At 61.7% G+C, this 20,617-nt stretch carries 19 protein-coding genes; 10 read left to right on the top strand and 9 right to left on the bottom strand.

The features are described 5' to 3' along the window. The first annotated feature begins 57 nt into the window (after positions 1–57). Entirely contained in the window at positions 58–537 is a 480-nt protein-coding gene (locus tag JNB88_RS21505; RefSeq protein ID WP_220357182.1) for a hypothetical protein, read from the top strand. Positions 538–560: 23 nt separating this feature from the next. Here JNB88_RS21505 and JNB88_RS21500 read toward each other — a convergent pair whose 3' ends face one another. The 3 genes from JNB88_RS21500 to JNB88_RS21490 form a co-directional block, all read right to left on the bottom strand. Continuing rightward, positions 561–1,274, bottom strand: coding sequence for a hypothetical protein (locus JNB88_RS21500; protein ID WP_220357181.1), 714 nt, complete (start codon positions 1,272–1,274; stop codon positions 561–563). A 114-nt stretch (positions 1,275–1,388) separates the two neighbouring features. Further along, positions 1,389–1,574 (bottom strand): hypothetical protein, encoded by a 186-nt coding sequence (locus JNB88_RS21495; protein WP_037133575.1) that lies wholly within the window; start codon positions 1,572–1,574, stop codon positions 1,389–1,391. A gap of 48 nt (positions 1,575–1,622) precedes the next feature. Continuing rightward, positions 1,623–1,868 (bottom strand): hypothetical protein, encoded by a 246-nt coding sequence (locus JNB88_RS21490; protein WP_220357180.1) that lies wholly within the window; start codon positions 1,866–1,868, stop codon positions 1,623–1,625. A gap of 358 nt (positions 1,869–2,226) precedes the next feature. On the opposite strand from JNB88_RS21490, the gene JNB88_RS21485 reads away from it, so the two are divergent. After that, the gene (locus JNB88_RS21485) at positions 2,227–3,318 is read left to right on the top strand and encodes a DUF475 domain-containing protein (protein WP_037133569.1); all 1,092 of its coding nucleotides are present in this window, start codon (positions 2,227–2,229) and stop codon (positions 3,316–3,318) included. Between the two features lie 125 nt (positions 3,319–3,443). On the opposite strand, the gene JNB88_RS21480 is transcribed toward JNB88_RS21485, so the two are convergent. Continuing rightward, positions 3,444–3,611 carry a hypothetical protein gene (locus tag JNB88_RS21480; protein WP_197066650.1) on the bottom strand — a complete coding sequence of 56 codons (168 nt, stop codon included), beginning with the start codon at positions 3,609–3,611 and terminating at the stop codon, positions 3,444–3,446. Positions 3,612–3,900: 289 nt separating this feature from the next. Between JNB88_RS21480 and JNB88_RS21475 the strand changes: the two genes are divergently transcribed. Continuing rightward, on the top strand, positions 3,901–4,107 hold the full coding sequence (locus tag JNB88_RS21475) for a hypothetical protein (RefSeq protein WP_037133566.1): 207 nt from the start codon (positions 3,901–3,903) through the stop codon (positions 4,105–4,107). An 84-nt stretch (positions 4,108–4,191) separates the two neighbouring features. On the opposite strand, the gene JNB88_RS21470 is transcribed toward JNB88_RS21475, so the two are convergent. The 3 genes from JNB88_RS21470 to JNB88_RS21460 are packed head-to-tail and all read right to left on the bottom strand — an operon-like array spanning position 4,192 to position 7,153. Beyond that, positions 4,192–5,709, bottom strand: coding sequence for a tripartite tricarboxylate transporter permease (locus JNB88_RS21470; RefSeq protein ID WP_037133563.1), 1,518 nt, complete (start codon positions 5,707–5,709; stop codon positions 4,192–4,194). An 11-nt stretch (positions 5,710–5,720) separates the two neighbouring features. Then, positions 5,721–6,212 (bottom strand): tripartite tricarboxylate transporter TctB family protein, encoded by a 492-nt coding sequence (locus JNB88_RS21465; RefSeq protein ID WP_037133551.1) that lies wholly within the window; start codon positions 6,210–6,212, stop codon positions 5,721–5,723. Then, positions 6,209–7,153 (bottom strand): tripartite tricarboxylate transporter substrate-binding protein, encoded by a 945-nt coding sequence (locus JNB88_RS21460; protein ID WP_037133540.1) that lies wholly within the window; start codon positions 7,151–7,153, stop codon positions 6,209–6,211. The genes JNB88_RS21465 and JNB88_RS21460 overlap by 4 nt, the downstream gene beginning before the upstream one ends. A gap of 314 nt (positions 7,154–7,467) precedes the next feature. On the opposite strand from JNB88_RS21460, the gene JNB88_RS21455 reads away from it, so the two are divergent. Beyond that, complete coding sequence (locus JNB88_RS21455; protein WP_037133538.1) at positions 7,468–7,656, top strand: hypothetical protein; 189 nt, start codon at positions 7,468–7,470, stop codon at positions 7,654–7,656. Positions 7,657–7,672: 16 nt separating this feature from the next. On the opposite strand, the gene JNB88_RS21450 is transcribed toward JNB88_RS21455, so the two are convergent. Further along, positions 7,673–8,740, bottom strand: a complete 1,068-nt coding sequence (locus tag JNB88_RS21450; RefSeq protein WP_220357179.1) for an ABC transporter substrate-binding protein — start codon at positions 8,738–8,740, stop codon at positions 7,673–7,675. A 192-nt stretch (positions 8,741–8,932) separates the two neighbouring features. After that, complete coding sequence (locus tag JNB88_RS21445; protein WP_220357178.1) at positions 8,933–10,018, bottom strand: MerR family transcriptional regulator; 1,086 nt, start codon at positions 10,016–10,018, stop codon at positions 8,933–8,935. Between the two features lie 147 nt (positions 10,019–10,165). On the opposite strand from JNB88_RS21445, the gene JNB88_RS21440 reads away from it, so the two are divergent. From JNB88_RS21440 to JNB88_RS21415, 6 genes are all read left to right on the top strand, one after another. Next, complete coding sequence (locus JNB88_RS21440) at positions 10,166–10,843, top strand: response regulator (RefSeq protein WP_220357177.1); 678 nt, start codon at positions 10,166–10,168, stop codon at positions 10,841–10,843. After that, entirely contained in the window at positions 10,840–12,222 is a 1,383-nt protein-coding gene (locus JNB88_RS21435) for a sensor histidine kinase (RefSeq protein WP_220357176.1), read from the top strand. Before JNB88_RS21440 ends, JNB88_RS21435 begins: the two co-directional genes overlap by 4 nt. A 111-nt stretch (positions 12,223–12,333) precedes the next feature. Further along, entirely contained in the window at positions 12,334–15,654 is a 3,321-nt protein-coding gene (locus JNB88_RS21430; RefSeq protein ID WP_220357175.1) for a transglutaminase family protein, read from the top strand. A 13-nt stretch (positions 15,655–15,667) separates the two neighbouring features. After that, positions 15,668–18,085 carry a circularly permuted type 2 ATP-grasp protein gene (locus tag JNB88_RS21425; RefSeq protein ID WP_220357174.1) on the top strand — a complete coding sequence of 806 codons (2,418 nt, stop codon included), beginning with the start codon at positions 15,668–15,670 and terminating at the stop codon, positions 18,083–18,085. Continuing rightward, the gene (locus JNB88_RS21420; protein WP_220357173.1) at positions 18,082–18,969 is read left to right on the top strand and encodes a transglutaminase family protein; all 888 of its coding nucleotides are present in this window, start codon (positions 18,082–18,084) and stop codon (positions 18,967–18,969) included. The genes JNB88_RS21425 and JNB88_RS21420 overlap by 4 nt, the downstream gene beginning before the upstream one ends. 175 nt (positions 18,970–19,144) lie before the next feature. Further along, on the top strand, positions 19,145–20,377 hold the full coding sequence (locus JNB88_RS21415) for a pilus assembly protein TadG-related protein (protein ID WP_338111020.1): 1,233 nt from the start codon (positions 19,145–19,147) through the stop codon (positions 20,375–20,377). The last annotated feature ends 240 nt before the right edge of the window (positions 20,378–20,617 follow it).

Here is a 20,617-nt window from a genome sequence, read left to right as displayed (position 1 = left end):
AGAATGGCAAATCGCTGCCGATAGAACAGCACTGCCGAGCCACTACGAGGTAAAGACATGAGACTGACGACTTGCGCCGCCGCTTCGCTGCTTGCCGCAACACTCGCGACAACGGCGCACGCGGCGCCGCAGAACTTCCCCGGCGCACCGGGCGCGCTGACCCTCGCCGGCAAGTGCGCCAAGCTCGTCGTCGGCAAGGTCGACGCGACGAAGGGCTGCGAAGGCGAACTTGCGAGCGTGACGTTGGTGAACGGTCAGGTCACCTTCATCTTCACGTCAGGCGGCAAGATGCTGGGCTTCCAGGGCGACGGCACGGCCATCAAGCCTGCCTCCAACGGCAACGCGCGGATGCCGCTCAGCCTCGTGGTGACGGGCGTCGGCCAGAAGATGACCGGTCAGGTGAAGGTCGCCGGTTCCTGCACGATGGGCAACCCCTATGGCGGCAAGCCGGTCGCCATCGAATGTACGGCCGAAAGCAAGGACACCGCCTTTACCGGCAGCTTCCGCACCAACGGCAAGGCGCCAAAGCAGAAGTAGCACCATTGCCCTCGCGGCTGCGCTCAGGCGCACCAGGGGCCGTTCGTGCCGGGCTTGCGAGCCAGTCCCTCGTTGATCATCTGCACGCCGATCGACCGGCCATCGCGCGACACGACATGCGGGGCACCGGCCTTGCCAGGTTGCCCGGCCGGATTCATCGAAAAGGATCCGGAATTCAGAATGTTCAGGAGCCGCAGCTTGGCGGAGAAGCCAAGCCGCTTCTCGTTGTCGCAACGGGCTGCCTCGATGCCTGGCGCCACGACATCGGCAATGACGATCTTCTCGCCCTTGTACCAGAAGGTGCCTCCATCAGCCACGCAATTGATGTGGGCTCCCTGTCCGCAATAGCCGAACGCGGCCTTGCCGGTCTGCGCTTGCGCGGGAGAGATGGAAACTGGCACAGCTCTTTCCGGCACCGGCTTTTCGGCAACAACAGGGGCCTTTGCCGGAATAGGCACGGCGGCGGGGGGAACGATGCGAGAGGCCGCCGCGATCGACGCGGTCTGCCTCGGGCCGGGATCACGAGCAGGCTCGCTCCGCGCGACCGTTGCGGGTCGCGAAACCGTCGAGGCCGGTGCGTGCGCAGTCAGCATCGGCTTCACGCTTTTCCAATTGTCGTAGATCGCAATTCCACCGACGGCAATGACGCCTATGATCGCCCAGGAAAGAGCACTACCCCCTCCCCTTGCCTTAGATCGAGCCGATGATTTGCGGCGGCGTGTCGCAGTCTTTGCCATCTATCCGATTCCCGTGAGCGCACGGATTATCGCCGGGCAATCCTTACCGAAATGTTGGCGGCCGCTTCATTTTGGTACAGTTGTCACATGTTTGCGTCGGGCATAGCCGAAATACTAGCCGGGCAGCTCGGTGGCGACCGGGTCCGGCCGCTGGCGCGCCGGCAACTCTCCGCAGGAGCCCAGCACCGTCGCGGTCTCTGTTCCTTTGAAATCAATCCGAGTTTCGGCGGCCACGCGAAGCGCCTGCCATTCGATCTCATGCTTCATGTAAATGTCGTGCGGCACAAAAATTGTCGTCATCTCTTCTCACCGGTTATTGCGATGCAGGAATAAAAATTTGCTGAACGCTCAACGGGTCGGCTTTGCCACCGTGACATCGTCGCCAACGGCCGGCTGCGGTCCGCCCCTGGAGAGGTCGCCACCGGTCACGTGTGCGGGAACGTGGACGTCATCGAAGACGCCATTGGGCAGCGTGAGATCAACATGATGCGGAGGCATTACCTGAGCCTTTTTCATCCGGTTGGGGCGGGCCCGCTTCATGCGGTCGGACGTTTCCGTGCGTTTGTCGGGAATATGGGTCGAGGTGTGCATCATCGGCCTCCTTTTCATTGCGCGTACGACGGCTGAACCTGGGACTAACGACCGCCACGCAGGATTGGTTCCAAAGAAAAAAGCGAAGCGTATCGAGATGATCTTGACTGGCGCGGCAAGTTCACTACCTTCACGATATCCTGCGGCCTCGGACATCGGCCGACGGGTCAACCTGGTGCCGGGCCCCTCTGGCGAGAGTTTTTACGGCGCTCTCGTGATGTCGGTACCGCCTGCAGCATAAGCCGGCGGATTTTTCATTGATGAAAAAGCTCACCATGCCTCACGCGCATGCCCGTTGTGGTATGTCGCGTTTTTCGCACACATATTTCCAGTTCACCCTTCATGGCTGCGAGGTGCGGCCATGATCAACACGTCCTCGAAGAAATCGACGCTCAGCTATTTCGGCTGGGCCTTCGCCGTTACCATCCTGGGCCTCATTCTCGGTGCGGCCCTTGGCTGGCAGACAACGGGCACGATCGGCGGCATGGCGACCGTCTTCTTCATCTGCGCGGTGCTCGCCGTGCTGGAGATCTCGCTCTCCTTCGACAATGCCATTGTCAATGCCAACAAGCTCAAGGAAATGACGCCGGTCTGGCAGAGACGGTTCCTGACCTGGGGCATCATCATCGCGGTCTTCGGGATGCGTATCGTCTTCCCGCTTGCGATCGTGGCGATCGCCGCCAAGATCGGCCCTTGGGAAGCGCTCGTCCTGGCCGCACGCGAGCCAGCCGAATACGCCCGTATCATGAACGATGCACACCTGGCGATCGCGGCCTTCGGCGGCACCTTCCTGATGATGGTCGGCCTCACCTACTTCTTTGATCATGAAAAGGACGTCCACTGGATCGTCGCGCTTGAAAAGGTGATGGCGCGTTCGGCTACGGTCAAAGGCATCGAAATTGCTCTTGTCCTGCTCCTCATCCTGCTGTTCTCGTCACTGCTGGAAGGTGAGGAAGCAACCACCTTCGTCTATTCGGCGATCTACGGTCTGGTGACCTTCCTCGTGGTCGAAGTGGTCGGCGGTCTGCTCGATGCCTCGCAGCAGACAATGAGCGCGGCCGCCAAGGGCGGTCTCGGCGCGTTTCTTTATCTGGAAGTGCTCGACGCGAGCTTCTCCTTCGACGGCGTCATCGGCGCCTTTGCGCTGACGCAGAACCTCTTCGTCATCGCCATCGGCCTCGGCATCGGCGCCATGTATGTGCGCTCGATGACGATCATGCTCGTCGAGAAGGGAACGCTTGCCGAATATCGCTATCTCGAGCACGGCGCCTTCTACGCGATCCTGATCCTGTCGGTAATCATGTACGTGCAGACGCTGTACCATATTCCGGAGGTCATCACCGGTCTTGGCGGCGCAGCCCTGATCGGCATCTCGTTGTGGTCTTCCATCCGCTACAACAAGAAGGAACTGGCGGAAGAGCGCGCAGAAGAGCGCGAAAAGCTCCACGCCTGAACATAGCGAGCCGCACCGACAGGTGCGGCCTTCCCCTCGAGACAAAAATAAAGCCCGCGACCATCCGGTTGCGGGCTGTTTCGTATCTCGCTGTCGCGGCTCGCCCAAACAGGCGAGAACAGGCTTTAGTGGTTGATTCTGCCGAATGTGCTCGGATCGATGCCAAGCGTGCGCAGATCGCGGGCCTTCGGACGGCGACCGGCCTCGATTGTGGCGCTCACAGCATTCGCAGCACCAATGATCGCAAAGGCGCGGCCGAGGAAACCATCGCGAATGGACTTACGGAAGGACATTTTCTTTCTCGCTTTGCTTTATGATTGACTGCTCACATATGTGCCCTGCCGCTGCTCGCCACAAGCGACGGAAAGTCACGCCTGCCATGCAATAACACGCTAACAGCCACCATTTCGCCGTTCGCGGCAGGCCGCGCAACGTTGGCTATCGCCCGTCCGGGAACGACCCGGACCGTCAAAAGCCCTCACAATGGTCGTGCTATCTAGTCCGTTTTGATGAGGAGGCGAATGGTCCCGCCGGTGATAGATTGCGCCGTCTGATCCGAAACGCCCCGCTTCGAGACCCGATATGCAAAGACTCGTCGTCCAAGCTAGAAGAGTTGCAGAGCTTCAGTACAATGAAGCACTGCGCAAGCTCACCATCGTCTATCGAAGCGGCAGATCGCGTCCGCTGGACAACATCGATCGGAACATGGTCCTGAAGCTCATCTCGCAGCTCTCCCGGAAGAACATCGTCGTCGCATCCTACTTTACCCAGTTTGCTGCTTGCATCTGAGGCGCCGACAACCGAACAGACGAAAAGGCCGGCGGATGTTTCCATCGCCGGCCGCAAGTGAGGGGTTCGGGCAGTCTTTTTCTTTTAGTCCTCGTTTGCCGCGAGCTGCGACAGCACCTCGCCTCGCCCACGCAGGCGCAGGATCAGTGGGATAATGAAGGCCGCCGCAGCGACGATCAGAAGGCCGGCCGCGATCGGCGACATCACCAGCGTCGTCACGTCGCCCTGGCTGATCGCAAGCGCGCGGCGCAGCTGCTGTTCGGCGAGCGGACCAAGGATCAGACCGACGACCGCAGGCGCGATCGGATAACCGAAGAGCCGCATGATGTAGCCAAGCACGCCGAAAGCGAGCAGCATGCCAAGCTCGAACACCGACGGGTTGGCGCCGATCGTGCCGAGTGTCGCAAACAGCAGGATGCCGGCATAGAGCCAGGGCTTCGGAATCGTCAGCAGACGTACCCAGAGACCGATCAGCGGCAGGTTCAGCACCAGCAGCATCGCATTGGCGATCAGCAGGCTGGCAATCAGGCCCCAGACGATCTGCGGGTTGTTCGCAAACAACAGCGGACCGGGCTGCAGGCCGTACTGCTGGAAGCCCGCCAGCATGATCGCCGCGGTCGCCGTCGTCGGCAGACCAAGCGTCAGGAGCGGCACCAACGTTCCGGCCGCCGACGCGTTGTTCGCAGCCTCGGGACCGGCAACGCCTTCGATGGCGCCTTTACCGAACTCTTCCGGGTTCTTCGCCAGCCGCTTTTCTGTGGCATAGGACAGGAACGTACCTATCTCGGCACCGCCTGCCGGCATCGCACCGATCGGGAAACCGATCAGAGTGCCGCGCAGCCACGCCTTCCACGAGCGGCCCCAGTCCTGCGCCGTCATCCAGAGCGAGCCCCTCACGGCCTCGACCTTGTCTTCGCCCCGGTTGCCCTGGGCGGCGATGTAGAGCGTCTCGCCGATCGCAAACATGGCGACCGCAAGCGTCGTCACTTCGACGCCATCAAGCAGATCGGGAACACCAAACGTCAGACGGGCCTGGCCTGTCTGCTGGTCGATACCGACCATGGCAAGTGCAAAGCCGATGAAGAGCGACGTCAGTCCGCGCAATGCCGAATCCCCGAAAGCGGAGGAGACGGTCACGAAGGCCAGAACCATCAGGGCGAAATACTCCCGCGGCCCAAAGACGAGCGCGAGCTTGACGATATAGGGCGCGATGAAGGCGAGACCGAGCGTTGCGATCAGGCCGGCGACGAACGAACCGATCGCCGCTGTCGCCAGCGCCGGTCCGCCACGACCCGCCCGGGCCATCTTGTTACCCTCCAGCGCGGTAACGATCGAGGCGCTTTCGCCTGGCGTATTGAGAAGAATGGAGGTCGTGGAGCCGCCGTACATGCCTCCGTAGTAGATACCGGCAAACATGATCAGCGAACCGGCCGGGTCGAGCTTGTAGGTGACTGGAAGAAGGAGCGCGACGGTCAACGCCGGCCCGATGCCCGGCAGTACGCCGACCGCGGTGCCGAGCGTAACGCCGATGAGCGCATAGAGCAGATTCATCGGCTGCATCGCGACCAGGATGCCCTGGAAGAGGAATTCGAAGGTGCTCATCGCATCCAATCCTAGAAGAAGAGGTGTTCGAACGGCCCGGCTGGCAGGGTCAGCTGCAGGAGCTTCGCGAAGATCACCCAGACGACAAAACTGAAGACGATGCCCGCAGGGATCGAGATCCAGAGCTTGCGACGTCCGAAGCCGGCGGCCGTAAATGCAAAGAGAATGCCGGTTGCAATCGAAAAGCCTGCCGTCTTGAGAAGCAACATCTGCGCGGCAAGGCCGGCGACGACCCACACGACGGGCGCGATCTCCTGGTGCTCGCGCTCCGGAAACTCCCCGCGCCAGGCCTCGAAGATCGTCCAGATGCCGAGGCCGATCAGGCCGAAGGCCACGACCTTGGGCGCGGTTGCAGGGCCGATGCGGTCATATTGAGCGATGGCGCGCATGTGCGAGGCATCCCAGAGCATGACGGCGGCGACGACGAAAAGACAGATGGCAATGGTGAGCGCCGCCCAATCAGGGCGGCGCTTCGTTGCCAAGGGTTCGTTACCCTGGCTCATTGAACAAGTCCGATCTCTTTGAGGATCGTTTCGGTGGCCGAAACGTCCTTGTCGAGCTGCGCCTGGAAGGCATCGCCGGCAAGATAGGTATCAGCCCAGCCCTTGGTCTTCAGGATTTCCTGCCAGCCTGCGGACTTCGAAAGCTTGTCGAAATCGGCGGTGATGGCAGCCGTCTGCTCGGCCGACAGGCCGGGGGCTGCAGCAACCATGCGCCAGTTCTGCACCGCGACGTCGAGGCCCGATTCCTTCAGCGTCGGCGCGTCGACGCCCTCGATACGCTTCTCGCCGGAAACAGCCAGCAGACGCAGCTGGCCGGCCTTTACCTGCGATTCGAACTCGCCGTAGCCGGAAATGCCTGCCGTGACCTGTCCACCGAGGATCGCGGCCAGCGCTTCGCCGCCACCGGAGAAGGCGACATAGTTGATCTTGGTCGGGTCAACGCCGGCGGCCTTGGCGATCAGGCCGACTGTGATGTGGTCGGTGCCGCCCGCAGAACCGCCGCCCCACGACACCGAGCCCGGATCCTGCTTCAGCTTGGCGACAAGATCGGCGATCGTCTTGATATCGGATGCGGCCGGCACGACAACGGCCTCATACTCGCCGGTGAGACGCGCGATCGGCGTGACGTCTTTCAGGGTGACCGGCGACTTGTTGGTGAGAATTGCGCCGACCATGACGTAGCCGCCGACGATCAGTGCATTGGGGTTGCCATTGTTCTGGCCGGTGAACTGCGCAAGACCGATGGTGCCACCGGCACCCGGAACGTTCTGAACCTGAACGTTGCCAGAGATGCCTTCCTTCTGCATGACGGTCTGCAGCGAGCGCGCCGTCTGGTCCCAACCGCCGCCGGGAGCTGCCGGCGCGATGATCGTGTAGTCAGCAGCATAAGCCGGCAACGCGACAGCGGCGGCGAGAATGGTTGCAAGAAAAGTATGCTTCACGAGTGTGTCCTCCGTGGGCGCGGCTGAGAAACCGCACTGTGTTTTCGATGGAATCGGGAAGACACGGGCAGACGGACACAAAGGTCCGTTACGACTGGCAGGCTCCTCCCGAAAACTTCACCTCTCCGCCTCCACGGAGCTGAAGTTCTGCAAAACGGACCACAACAAGCTGTCATTTAGCTGACATCGGCAGACTATCCACCCCGCCATGACACTTTTTTGCCGCAATTGAGCGCGGCGAAACGGACATAAATGCTAATGTCCATGGAACCTGGGAGCGGTTTGCGCGTTAGAGCACTCAGGAGGATTGTCCCATGAGTTCTCACATCGATAGCAAGCAGATCGAAAATGAGGGCTTACGCCAAGTCTGGAGTGTGCATGACTTTGCACTTCGGCATAGGCTGGACGAGCAGGAGGAGAAGCGCCTTCTCTCGCTTTTCGGATCATACGCGACCAAGCAGGAACTGCTGGCCAACGCGCAGCGCCCCTGCGTCTTCCGCTGATAATCAGTCACGGTTTCTATTGCGTGCGCAGCACTTCGTTCCAGTGGGCGATCAGTCGCGCGCGCTTGACCTGATCCAGATAGACCATCAGTCCGGGGCTGACAGGCACAGGCCGCAACTGTGCACCCAGAAGCTCCTGCATCGTGTTGGCGGTGTTCTCGCCGGCGACTTCGGGGCTGACAGCGGGAATCTGCAATTCGCGCGCCATGATCGTCTGCCCCTCCTTCGACATGAAGAAGGTGAGATAGCGCCGCCCGAGTTCCGGCTCGCCCGCGGCCTGCGGTACCAGGCCGATACGTGACATCACGACCGTATAGTCCTTCGGCAGCACGATCCCGACATCGGGATGGCGCTTCGCCCAATCGGCAGCGTAGGAACCGAGGATGTTGTAGCCGAGTACGAAACGCCCGTCCGACACGCGCTCCAGAATGGCCGAACTCGTGGAATAGAGCTTGACGCCCGCCGCACCCATCGCGCCGATTACCGACCAGATGTCCCCGAACTGCTCCTGGTCGCGGGCCATGAACAGAAAGCCGACGCCGGAACGTTCTATGTCGTAGGTGCCGATCCGACCATGGATCGCATCGCCTTTGCGCTTGAGATAATCGACGAATTCCGCACGCGAACTCGGCGGCGGTTCGTTCACGAAACTTGGCTTGTGGTACACGAAGACCGCCGGCTCGAAAGTCAGCGCGTAAGCGGTATTGCGCCAGTTCGCCCATTTCGGCCAGCGTGCGCTCATCGGCAGGTTGCTCACCTGCGCATAGCCGTCGTTGGAAAGCTTCACCTGCAGGTCCATGGCCGAGGAAAAGGCGAAATCGGCGGTTCGCTTGCCGGCATCAGTCTCGCGCACGATGCGGTCATAAATTTCGCCGGTGAGCATATCCTCGTATCTGACCGCGACATCAGGATTGGCCTCCTGAAATCCGCGGATCATCGGCTGCGCCAAAGGCTCGTCGAGCGAGGAATAGACAACCAGTGTCGGAGCCGCAGCATTGCCGGACCGAGCCGGATAGAACGCCTCATCCGCCAGGGCCAGACCGGGACAGAGCAGCAGGCACGCAAGTAAAGACAGTCTCCTCATACCCCTAAGATGCATGAGGGTGGCAGGCGGCACAAGGCGCCCGCCAATTGCGTAGAGATCGTTCCCTCGTTCGAGCCCGCAAGACTCGCTGGAGCTCGCCAGCCTAGACATGGAGGACGCTTTGAAACGACGTGTGGTCACCGGCGACAAATGCTGGGCCGCAGTCGAGGAATCTCCGCTCCGACCGACAATCTAAGGCAGCGGTCTGATCCATGCACCGCTCATGCGCCCGTCGTCGGCGAGGATGAAGCGCCACTCCATTGTCTCGTTCTCGAAGGCGACCTCGTAGACATCCCACCCTTCCGACGACACGCCCTTAAAAACGTGGCCCTTCACCGCGCCGGCCTTTTCGAGATCCGCCTTTACCATCTGCGCCTGCTCGCGCGTTGCGACGGCGAGCGGCTCCGTCATCTGATCAAAGTCATATTCCCCACGCGCTGCCTGACCAATCAGGCCGAGCAAGCGGTCTTCGCTGCCCGCGACCGCTCGCTTGTCTCTGATCCTGCTTTCAAGCTCAAAGGCTATCTCATGCGCCAGGTGGTCATCGATACGCCGTGCTGTTTGCTCATATCCGTTCTGATGCAGGATAAGGCTTTCGACAGGTCCCCGATTCTCAACAGCAAAGCTCAACTGCGCCAGTACTGCGCGGTAGAAGAACAAATTGCCTGCCTCGGGAAAAATGTCGAGCTGGTTCTGACCCGTGAGCTGCGTCGCCAGCCCTCCCTCGCGGATCGACACTGTCATGATGCTGCCGTCAGGAAAACGATAGTTGCCGACGTAACGCGGATAGAGCGCCGGATCGATCGACACCTCCGTGCGCGGACGCGTCTGCTCGTAGCGTCGCCATGCAATGGCGTCAGCAGTATCGTGGGTCATATCAGTCTCCCTTGCGATATTGACTAGATCGTGGATCGCGATCGTCTCACCCGCCGCGATGCGGCATCGCGACGACCGGATCAGAGCGAGCCCTTCCTCTACCCGCGCCTGCAATGCAATGAGAGCGGCTTGCTGCATGGCGAGTATGCGATCGAGATCTACCGCATGGCCCGCGAGGAGCCGGGTGATGTGGGCCAAGCTCAACCCCATGCGCTTCAACGCTAGGATTTCGTGCAGCCGTGCGATGTCGGAAACACCATATAGACGCCAGTTTTTCCCAGTCCGGCGAGGCTTGATGAGGCCGCGCACCTCATAGAGCCGCAGCGCCCGCACGGTGACACCCATTCGGTTGGCACACTCGGCCGCGCTTAGCCAGGAATGATCATTGTTTTGTCCCGCCATTTTGCCCTCCGCGACTTGTTATAGGCTATGACCTAAGGGCCGACTCAAGCGGGCGCCGCATTTTTTTGCTTCGTTGGTCGTGCGCTTGGCCCGTCGTGACATCAGCCTCACCGCCCTGTATCTTTCTCAAAAATCAAGGGAACATCCGTGCGCATTCTACTGGTGGAGGATAATATCGCGCTGGCCGACGGGCTCTCGGCCATCCTGCGCGGCACCGGCCACGCCGTCGACGTCGTGCATGACGGTGCCTCAGCGAATGCCGCAACGGCGGCCGAGAATTTCGATCTCGTCGTGCTCGACCTGAACCTCCCTGAAATGGACGGCCTCGAGGTGCTGCGCGCCATGCGCGCCCGGCAGAACCAGTCGGCGGTCCTCATCCTGACCGCGCGTGGCGCGCCGGAAGAGCGCGTCAAAGGCCTCGATCTCGGCGCGGACGACTATCTCATCAAGCCCTTTGATATCTCGGAATTCGAAGCTCGCGTCCGCGTTCTGCTGCGCCGCCAGGCCGGTCTTCATTCGGCGACCGTCAGTTTTGGCGGCCTCTCGCTCGATCTCAATTCGCGCGCGTTTTCAGCCGGTTCGACGCCGCTCGATATCCCCGCCCGTGAGCTTGGCCTTCTGGAAATCCTCTTCATGCGCGCCGGCAAGGTGGTCGCCAAGGAAGCGATCATCCAGTCGCTGACCGCCTTTGACGACGACATCTCGGCCAATGCCATCGAACAATATGTCAGCCGTCTGAGAAAGCGCCTGTCGCCGTACGGCCTGACGGTGAAGACCGCGCGCGGCATCGGCTACTATCTCGACAAGCTGCCCGAGGCCCCATGACGACGGCCTATTCGCTCCGACGAAGGCTCCTGTTCTGGCTGCTGATCTCGACCGCCATTATCGGCATGGTCGCGCTCGCGGACACTTACCGCGAGGCGGTACAGACCTCCAACATCGTCTCGGACCGCGTGCTTGCCGGCTCGGCGCTCGCCATCGCCGAACGCGTGGTCGTGGCCGAAGACGGCACGCTCGAGGTCGATATCCCCTATGTGGCGCTTGAGATGCTCACCTCGGCCGCGCAGGACCGGGTCTTCTACCGCGTCGACGGCCCGCCTGGAAAATTCATCACCGGCTACCAGGCGCTCCCCGTGCTTGCCGAAATTGTGGGCGACACCGCAGCCTTTGCCGATGACACCTTCCGCGGCGAGCCGATCCGGGTGGCGACGCTTAAGCGTTCTGCCTCCACAGGCATTCGCTCGGTCCCCTTCGCCGTGACCGTCGCCGAAACCACGATTGCCCGGCGTCAGCTCGCCCGCGCCATCCTCTTCCGATCCGCCCTGCGCCTTTCTTTGATGATCGCGGGGGCTGCCGTCATCGTCTGGATCTCGGTCACAGTCGCCCTCCGTCCGCTCTACAAGCTGCGCGACGCGATCGGCGAGCGCAGTCCTGACGACCTGCATCCGATCGAACAATCCGTCCCGAGCGAGGTCCAGCCGCTCGTCGATACTGTCAACGGCTTCATGGTGCGCTTGCAATCGGCGCTGGATGCGCTTCGCAACTTCACCGGCAACGCCAGCCATCAGCTGCGCACGCCGCTTGCAATCATCCGTACGCAGCTCGCCCTCTCGGCCCGCGCGGGCACATTGGCGGAAGCGCAGGGCTCGGCCCTGAAAGGCGATCAGGCCGTCGCACATGCCGAACGCATCCTCGCGCAATTGCTGTTGATGGCGAAGATCGATGCGGCAACGGCAAAGGAAGCGCTCAGCGCTTCTTCGATCGATCTCACGGCCATCGCCCAGGACATCACCGGAGAACTTATCCCGACCGCCGCCGAGGCAGGCATCGACCTCGGCTTCGAAGGCGACCGCCCGGCCCTAGTCCGCGCCGAGCCGCTTTTGATCGGCGAACTGCTGCGCAACCTCGCCGGAAACGCCATTGCCTATGCCGGCAAGGGTGCCGAGGTCACCGTCCGGATAGCCGAAACGGATGACACCGTCCGCCTGGAAGTCGAGGACAACGGCCCAGGCATTCCGGCGGAAAAGCTGGCCGCTGTTCGCCAGCGCTTTTCGCGCGGCAGCGATTCGGGAGCTCCGGGCGCCGGGCTCGGTCTGCCGATCGTCGAGGAGATTGCCGGCCTCTTCAATGCTGCGCTTGCACTGGCGCCCGGCAGCGGCGGCAGGGGTCTCAAGGCCTCGGTGACTTTTGCAAAGGCTGCCTAAAGGCTTAGCCGGCTTGGCCTTAGCGCCTTGCATTCTTTCGCTGCATTGCACACACTGCCGTTTGGGAACAGCAAATGCCGCACAACGATGTGGCAGCGGACAAGGCAATACATGTCGATCAAGGCCAGCATCTATCATCTGACGCATTACAAATACGACAAGCCGGTCCGCCTCGGGCCTCAGATCATCCGCCTCAAGCCCGCGTCGCATTCGAAGACGCGGGTGATCAGCCATTCGCTGAAGGTTTCGCCGTCCAACCATTTCGTGAACCTGCAGCAGGATCCCTACGGCAATTATCTCGCCCGCTACGTCTTCCCCGACCCGGTGACCGAGTTCAAGATCGAGGTCGATCTCGTCGCTGACATGACGGTCTACAATCCCTTCGATTTCTTCATCGAGGAGAGCGCAGAAATGTGGCCCTTCTCCTATCCCGAGGAGATCAGGGACGACCTGAAGATCTATATGGAGCCGCAGCCGGTGGAGCCGGCGTTATCAGCCTATCTCGCCGGCATCGACCGCACCCCGATGCGCACGACCGACTTCATCGTCGGGCTGAATGCGCGGCTGAAGAACGACGTCGAATACGTCATCCGCATGGAGCCCGGCGTCCAGACGCCGGAGGAAACGCTGAAGCTGGCGCTTGGCTCCTGCCGCGATTCGAGCTGGCTGCTGGTCGAGATCCTGCGCAATCTCGGCTTCGCCGCCCGCTTCGTTTCCGGCTACCTCATCCAGCTGACGCCCGACCTGAAGGCGCTCGACGGCCCCTCGGGCACCGAGGTCGATTTCACCGACCTGCATGCCTGGTGCGAAGTCTACCTCCCCGGCGCCGGCTGGGTCGGCCTCGACCCGACCTCCGGCCTTCTGACCGGCGAAAGCCACATCCCGCTCGCCGCCACGCCTCACTACCGCAACGCCGCGCCGATCTCGGGCGCGCTCTACGGCCACGCCAACACCGAATTCGCGTTCGACATGAAGGTCTCGCGCGTCGCCGAGCATCCGCGCATCACCAAACCCTTCTCCGACGAAAGTTGGGAGGAGCTCAACGCGCTTGGTGCCAAGGTCGATAGCATCCTGCAGGCGGGGGATGTCCGCCTCACCATGGGCGGCGAGCCGACCTTCGTTTCCATCGACGACTTCGAATCCGAGGAGTGGAACACCGCCGCCGTCGGCCCGACGAAGCGCGAGAAGGCAGATGTCCTGATCCGCAAGCTGCGCGAGCGCTTCGCGCCCGGCGGCTTCCTGCACTACGGCCAGGGCAAGTGGTATCCGGGCGAAAGCCTACCACGCTGGACCTTCTCGCTCTACTGGCGCAAGGACGGCAAGCCGATCTGGCAGAACCCGGACCTCATCGCCGGCGAGGGCAAGGACACCGGTGTAAAGGCAGATGACGCCGCCAACCTTTTGAATGCCATCGCAAGGCAGCTGGCGATCGAGACCGAGATGGTGCTGCCCGCCTACGAGGATCCAGCCGAATGGATCATCAAGGAAGGCAGCCTGCCTGAAAACGTCGATCCCTCCAATTCCAAGCTGAAGGATCCGGAAGAGCGCAGCCGCATCGCCCGCGTCTTCGAACGCGGCCTGACGGTACCGACTGGCTACATCCTGCCGGTGCAGGCCTGGAACGCGCGCGCATCGGGCCGGCGGTGGGTCAGCGAGAAATGGAAGACCCGTCGCGGCAAGATCTTCCTCGTGCCCGGCGACAGCCCTGTCGGCTATCGCCTGCCGCTCGGCACCCTCCCCTACGTGCCGCCGGCCCGCTTTCCCTATATTCACCCGGCCGACCCCTCGATCCCGCGCAATCCGCTGCCCGAGGTCTTCGTTCCATTGGGCCGCGCCATGCCGGAAGCCTCCCGCCACAGCGACGACAGCAGCCAGAACCGCGTTGAGCAAACCGTCGGTGAAATCGGCGGCTCCGTCCGCACGGCGATCTCGGTCGAGCCGCGTGACGGCAGGCTCTGCGTCTTCATGCCGCCGGTCGAGCGCATCGAGGACTATCTCGAGCTGATCGCCGCTGCGGAGAATGCAGCGGCCGAACTCGGCCTCCCCGTCCATATCGAAGGCTATTCGCCACCTCACGACGAGCGCATCAACGTCATCCGCGTAGCCCCCGATCCCGGCGTCATCGAGGTCAACATCCATCCCGCCTCCAACTGGCAGGATTGTATCGACATTACGACGACGATCTACGAGGAAGCTCGCCAAAGCCGCCTCGGCACCGACAAGTTCATGATCGACGGGCGCCACACCGGTACCGGCGGTGGCAACCACGTCGTCGTCGGCGGAGCGAACCCGGGCGACAGCCCCTTCCTGCGCCGCCCCGACCTGTTGAAGAGCCTGGTGCTGCACTGGCAGCGTCATCCCTCGCTCTCCTACATGTTTTCAGGCATGTTCATCGGCCCGACCAGCCAGGCGCCGCGCATCGACGAGGCCCGTCATGACAGCCTCTACGAACTGGAAATCGCGCTCGCCCAGGTGCCCGCGCCGGGTCGCGGCGTGCAACCCCTCCCTTGGCTCGTGGACCGGTTGTTCCGCAATCTGCTGACCGACGTCACTGGCAACACGCACCGTGCCGAGATCTGCATCGACAAGCTGTTTTCGCCTGATGGCCCGACCGGACGGCTCGGCCTGGTCGAATTTCGCGGTTTCGAAATGCCGCCGAACGCACGTATGTCGCTTGCCCAGCAACTGCTGGTCCGCGCCCTGATCGCCCGCTTCTGGCAGCACCCTGCGGACGGCAAGTTCGTGCGTTGGGGCACGTCACTGCATGACCGGTTCATGCTCCCGCACTTCGTCTGGGCCGATTTCCTCGACGTGCTCGGCGACCTCAAGCAGAACGGTTTCGACCTCAGCCCGGAATGGTTCAAGGCGCAGCTCGAATTCCGCTTCCCCTTCTGTGGCGAGGTCGAATACGAAGACTCGAAACTGGAACTGCGGCAGGCGCTGGAACCTTGGCACGTCATGGGCGAAGAGGGAGCGATCGGCGGCACGGTCCGCTATGTCGACAGCTCTATCGAGCGCCTGCAGGTCCGCCTGGAAACCAGCAATTTCTCCCGCTACACCGTGACCTGCAACGGCCGCACCGTTCCGTTGACGCCGACCGGTACGACAGGCGTCTCGGTCGCTGGCGTTCGCTTCAAGGCATGGCAGCCTGCGTCGGGATTACACCCGGTTTTGCCGGTCAATACGCCGCTCACCTTCGACATTTATGATACATGGTCAAAGCGTTCGATCGGCGGCTGCATCTATCATGTTGCTCACCCGGGCGGGCGTAACTATGACACCTTCCCAGTCAATGGTAACGAAGCGGAAGCGAGACGGCTGGCGCGATTCGAGCCGTGGGGGCATACGGCAGGCGCATTCATTCCGCGTGCCGAGACAGTTTCACCGGAATTCCCGCTGACGCTCGATCTTCGACGGCCGGTGGGGATCTAAAAATTAGGGCGAAATGGGCAAGAAACCGACGGCAGAACTGAGGGAGGAGCCACGCAACCGCAGGGGAAACGATGCGGTATCAGGCTATACTCCTCTGCCTGGCGTCGCCGACGAGATGGTCGACACCAACGGTGCCATCCGCCCGGTCTGGCAGCACTTCTTTTCGCATCTGAGCGGAATGCCCGAAAAGGAGCTGACAGAACGCTTCACCCGCGCCGACCGTTACCTGCGTGATGCCGGCGTTTTCTACCGGGCCTATGGCAGCACCGGAAGCGCCGAGCGCTCCTGGCCCCTCTCGCACGTTCCGGTCCTTATCGATGCGCGCGAATGGGAGGCGGTTTCGGCTGGTCTCGTCCAGCGCGCCGACCTCCTGGAAGCGATCGTGGCCGATGTCTACGGCCAAAATCGCCTCGTCGCTGAAGGCGTGCTGCCGCCCGCCCTGATCGCTGCCAACCCCGAATACCAGCGTCCGCTCGTCGGCGTCACGCCGGCCGGCGGTCACTACCTGCACTTCTGCGCCTTCGAGATCGGCCGCGGCCCGGATGGTAACTGGTGGGTGCTCGCCGACCGCACTCAGGCTCCATCAGGCGCCGGCTTCGCGCTGGAAAACCGAGTGGCGACGACCCGCGCCTTTTCCGACATTTACGCGGAAACGCCGGTCCATCGACTTGCCTCCTTCTTTGGCGCCTTCCGCGATGCGCTGCAGGGCATGAAGCACAGCGGCGATGACCGCATCGCCGTGCTCACGCCAGGCCCCGCCAACGAAACCTACTACGAGCACGCCTATATCGCCCGCTATCTCGGCTTCATGCTGCTCGAGGGCGAAGACCTGGCTGTCGTCAACGGCAAGGTCATGGTCCGCACCGTGTCTGGCCTGAAGCCGATCACCGTGCTCTGGCGCCGCCTTGACTCGGCCTATGCAGATCCGCTGGAACTGAACCAGAATTCACATATCGGCACGCCCGGCCTCGTCGAGGCTCTGCGCGCGGAAAGCGTGACCATCGTCAATGCGCTCGGCAGCGGCATCATCGAAACACGCGCGCTGCTCGCCTTCATGCCGACCATCTGTCGTCGTCTGTTCGGCGAGGAACTGAAGCTCCCCTCGATAGCGACCTGGTGGTGCGGCCAGAAGGGCGAACGCGAACATGTGGCGGCCAACATCGAAAAGATGGTGATCGGTCCAGCCTATTCGCGCGCACCGTTCTTCGATGACAGGGGCGAATCCGTGCTCGGCTCGACCTTGCGTGCCACGACCAGGGACTCCATCGGCGATTGGCTGAACTCCGACGGCGCCAAACTTGCTGGTCAGGAAGTCGTAACGCTGTCGACGACCCCGGCCTGGATCGACGGCAAGCTGACACCACGCCCCATGTCGCTTCGCGTCTTCGCCGCCCGCACGGCCAATGGCTGGCAGATCATGCCGGGCGGTTTTGCGCGTATCGGCGGCAGCGACGATGTTTCGGCCATCGCCATGCAATCGGGCGGTGCCGCCGCCGATGTCTGGATCGTCAGTGACAAGCCGGTGGAACGCCACACCCTTTTGCCGGCCGAGGGCAGCTTCACCCGCAACATGCCGGGCAGCCTGCCAAGCCGCGCCGCCGACAACCTCTTCTGGCTCGGTCGCTACATCGAGCGCGCTGAGGGTGCGTTGCGCATCCTGCGCGCCTGGCACGCCCGCTTCGCCGAAGCCGCCGATCCGAACCAGCCGCTGCTGGCCGATGTGACTGCCTATCTGGCCGCCGTCGACATCGACACCGAGGAAGCGGTCCCGGATACGCTGATGCGCAACATCGACAGCGCCGTCTATTCCGCCAGCAACATTCGCGACCGTTTCTCGCCGGATGGCTGGCTGGCGCTCACTGATCTGGCGAAGACAGCGCGACGGTTTCACGAGACCATTTCCCCCGGCGACGACGCCAGCCACGCGATGACAATCCTGCTGCGCAAGCTTGCGGGCTTCGCCGGTCTCGTGCATGAAAACATGTATCGCTTCACCGGCTGGCGTTTCCTCTCGCTCGGTCGCCACATCGAGCGCGGCCTGCACATGACGCGGCTGCTCGGCCACATGTCCGGGCCCGACGCCCCTGATGGCGCGCTCGACATGCTGCTCGAGATCGGCGACAGCGTCATGACCCATCGCCGCCGCTACAACGTCAACACCGCCCGGCTGACGGTGACCGACCTGCTGGCGCTCGATCCGCTCAACCCTCGCTCGATCCTCTTCCAGATGAACGAGATCCACCGCGAGGTGGAGCAGTTGCCGAACGCGCTCGTCAACGGCCAGATGTCGCCCTTCTACCGCGAGGCAATGCGATTGCACTCAGGCCTTGCCGTAATGACCCCGGAGACGATCAGCGTCGAGGTCTACCGCCGTCTCGAGCGGGAGCTGGAACATCTCTCCGACCTTCTTGCTCACACATATCTCGGGTGACCCTGGTGCTTTACGATCTCTCGCTGCACATGGGTTACATCTACGACACGCCGGCCTCCGGCGCACGCCACATCATGCGGCTGATGCCATTGTCGCTACCGAACCGCCAGCGGTTGATCGCCGGTTCCATCAAGGTCTCGCCGACGCCGGACGAACAGGCCGGCTTTGTCGACTTTTTCGAGCATCCGGCGACCTCCTTCATGCTGCGCGCTCCGCATGAAAAGCTGGATATCCGCATGCAGGCCCGCGTCCAGGTAGAGAACCATTCGATCGCAGCAGACTTCTCCCCCGTTTTGGCCAGGCTCCCGGACGAGGTCGCGGGGATCTGGTCGCTGAAGCCCGACGCCCCGCACCATTTTCTCGGCGACAGCCCTCGTCTTTCGGAAACCCGCGCGATCTCGGACTATGCCAAGGCGAGCGCCGAGCCGTCATCGACCGTGCTGCAGATCGCCACCGCGCTCTGTGCGAAAATCCATCGGGATTTCAAGTACGATGCCGACGCGACAACCGTCGACACGACTCCACTTGAAGCCTTCAAGATAAAGCGCGGCGTCTGCCAGGACTTCGCCCATGTCATGATCCTTGCGCTACGCAGCCTCGGCATTCCGGCCGGATATGTCTCCGGATTCCTGCGCACCATTCCGCCGCCCGGCAAGGAACGGCTGGAGGGCGCCGACGCCATGCACGCCTGGGTCAGGGTCTGGTGCGGCGAAACGATCGGCTGGGTCGAACTGGATCCGACGAACAATATCCGGGCCGGCACCGACCATATCGTCGTTGCCTACGGCCGCGATTATGCCGATGTTGCCCCTGTCATCGGCGTGCTGAAGAGCTACGGCGGCCAACGCGCCGTTCAGGCCGTGGATGTCATCCCGCTGAGTTGAACTGCATGCTGTGGCGGGGCCCACGGGACCAAATCCCTCAATAGCTGCCGCCACCGAGGCGGCATGCGCAAAAAACTGACATTCCGTTACAATTTTAGTGACCGGATAAAGGTGAACTCAAGGGTCCTCAAGCATGTTGTAGGCACTATTGAGGCACTTAACTCAGGTGAACATGATGAGCACCTTTCAAGCGCTGAAGTCGAGCCTGTCTCGGCTGCAGAGTGATCGCAGCGGCAATTTCGGGATGATGACGGCCATCGTGATACCGGTTCTGATCGGGACCGCCGGTGTTGCCATCGACTTCTCCAACATGGTCCTTCAGCAGCGGCAGCTTCAGGAGGCTTCCGATGCGGCGGCGCTTGCAGCAGCGACCGCGCTTGCCAGTGGGAAAGCGGCCACCACCGCACAGGCCCAGACCATCGCCAAGGATTTCGTCGTCGGCCAGATGGCCAACTACCTCAGTTCCGACGATGCGGCGTCCTTGAAGGACAAGACCACCGTAGCGGTGAAAGAGACGACAACGTCCACGGGCAAGAGCTACAAGGTTGACGTCAATGCCACCTACGACATGGGCCTGACGCCCCTGATGAACGTCTTCGGCAAGAAGACGGTGGAACTCGCCAGCAATAGCAGCACCACGAGCGGCATCAGCGAAGAACGGAGCGCCGTTTCTATGACGCTTGTCCTCGATCAATCAGGTTCGATGCTGGCCGAGACGAGCACGCTTGATCCGAACAATACCAGTTGTACCCGTTACGACGAAAACGGGAACCAATACACCGAGAAGGTTGGGAAAAAGACGATCACGCAGTTCAGCCCCTGCTACATCAAAAAGATCGACGCGCTGAAAACGGCAGCGAACCTACTTCTGGACGAAATCGACAAGGCAGATCCCTCCAAACCAGCCAAATACAGTCGGACAAACGGGATCGGCTGGAGCGACAAGGTTCGGATTTCGAACACGTTCTCTTGGGGCACGTCGAACACCCGCAGCCAAGTCGTCAACCTGCTTTCAGCAGGCAATGGCACCGAATCCTACGCACCGATGAACAAAGCGTACCAGGGCTTGCAGGACAACATCACGAACTCAGAGGCAAGTATACAGACTGCCGCCGGCAACACGAAGCTCACCAAATACATCGTGTTCATGACTGACGGCAACAACAACAGCACCAACTCCGACACCTTGACGCGTAGTGTATGCGCCGATGCGAAAGACCCCACCAAGGGGAACATAAAGATCTATTCGATCGCGTTTATGGCGCCGCCCCGCGGGCAGCAACTACTCGATGATTGCTCAAGTGGTGCAGGCTACTATTTCAAAGCTGAGAGCATGGGCGATCTAATATCCGCGTTCCAGAAGATCGGACAAGAGACAGCAGCGAGCAAGACACTGCTAACGCAATAAGCAGTCAGCCTCACCCAAACAAACAAGCCGCTCCGGAACAAACCGGAGCGGCTTTTCGTTTGCCTGCGAAAACGCGCATATCAAAATCGGAAAACCGATTGAAATCAAGCTCTTTCCGCAGCGAACCGCCGGGCGTCGTCAATTTTTTCGTTTGGATAATTCCTTTGTTGCAAGTGCGTTGTAACGATGCATAAACTGCGTCTTTAGTGCGCGGTAAACCGATTGAAATTGGCATAACGT

Source organism: Rhizobium cauense (assembly GCF_019511525.1).
Lineage (GTDB): Bacteria > Pseudomonadota > Alphaproteobacteria > Rhizobiales > Rhizobiaceae > Rhizobium > Rhizobium cauense.
The sequence above is the reverse complement of the archived record's forward strand: the minus strand, read 5'-3'. Positions and strand labels throughout refer to the sequence as shown.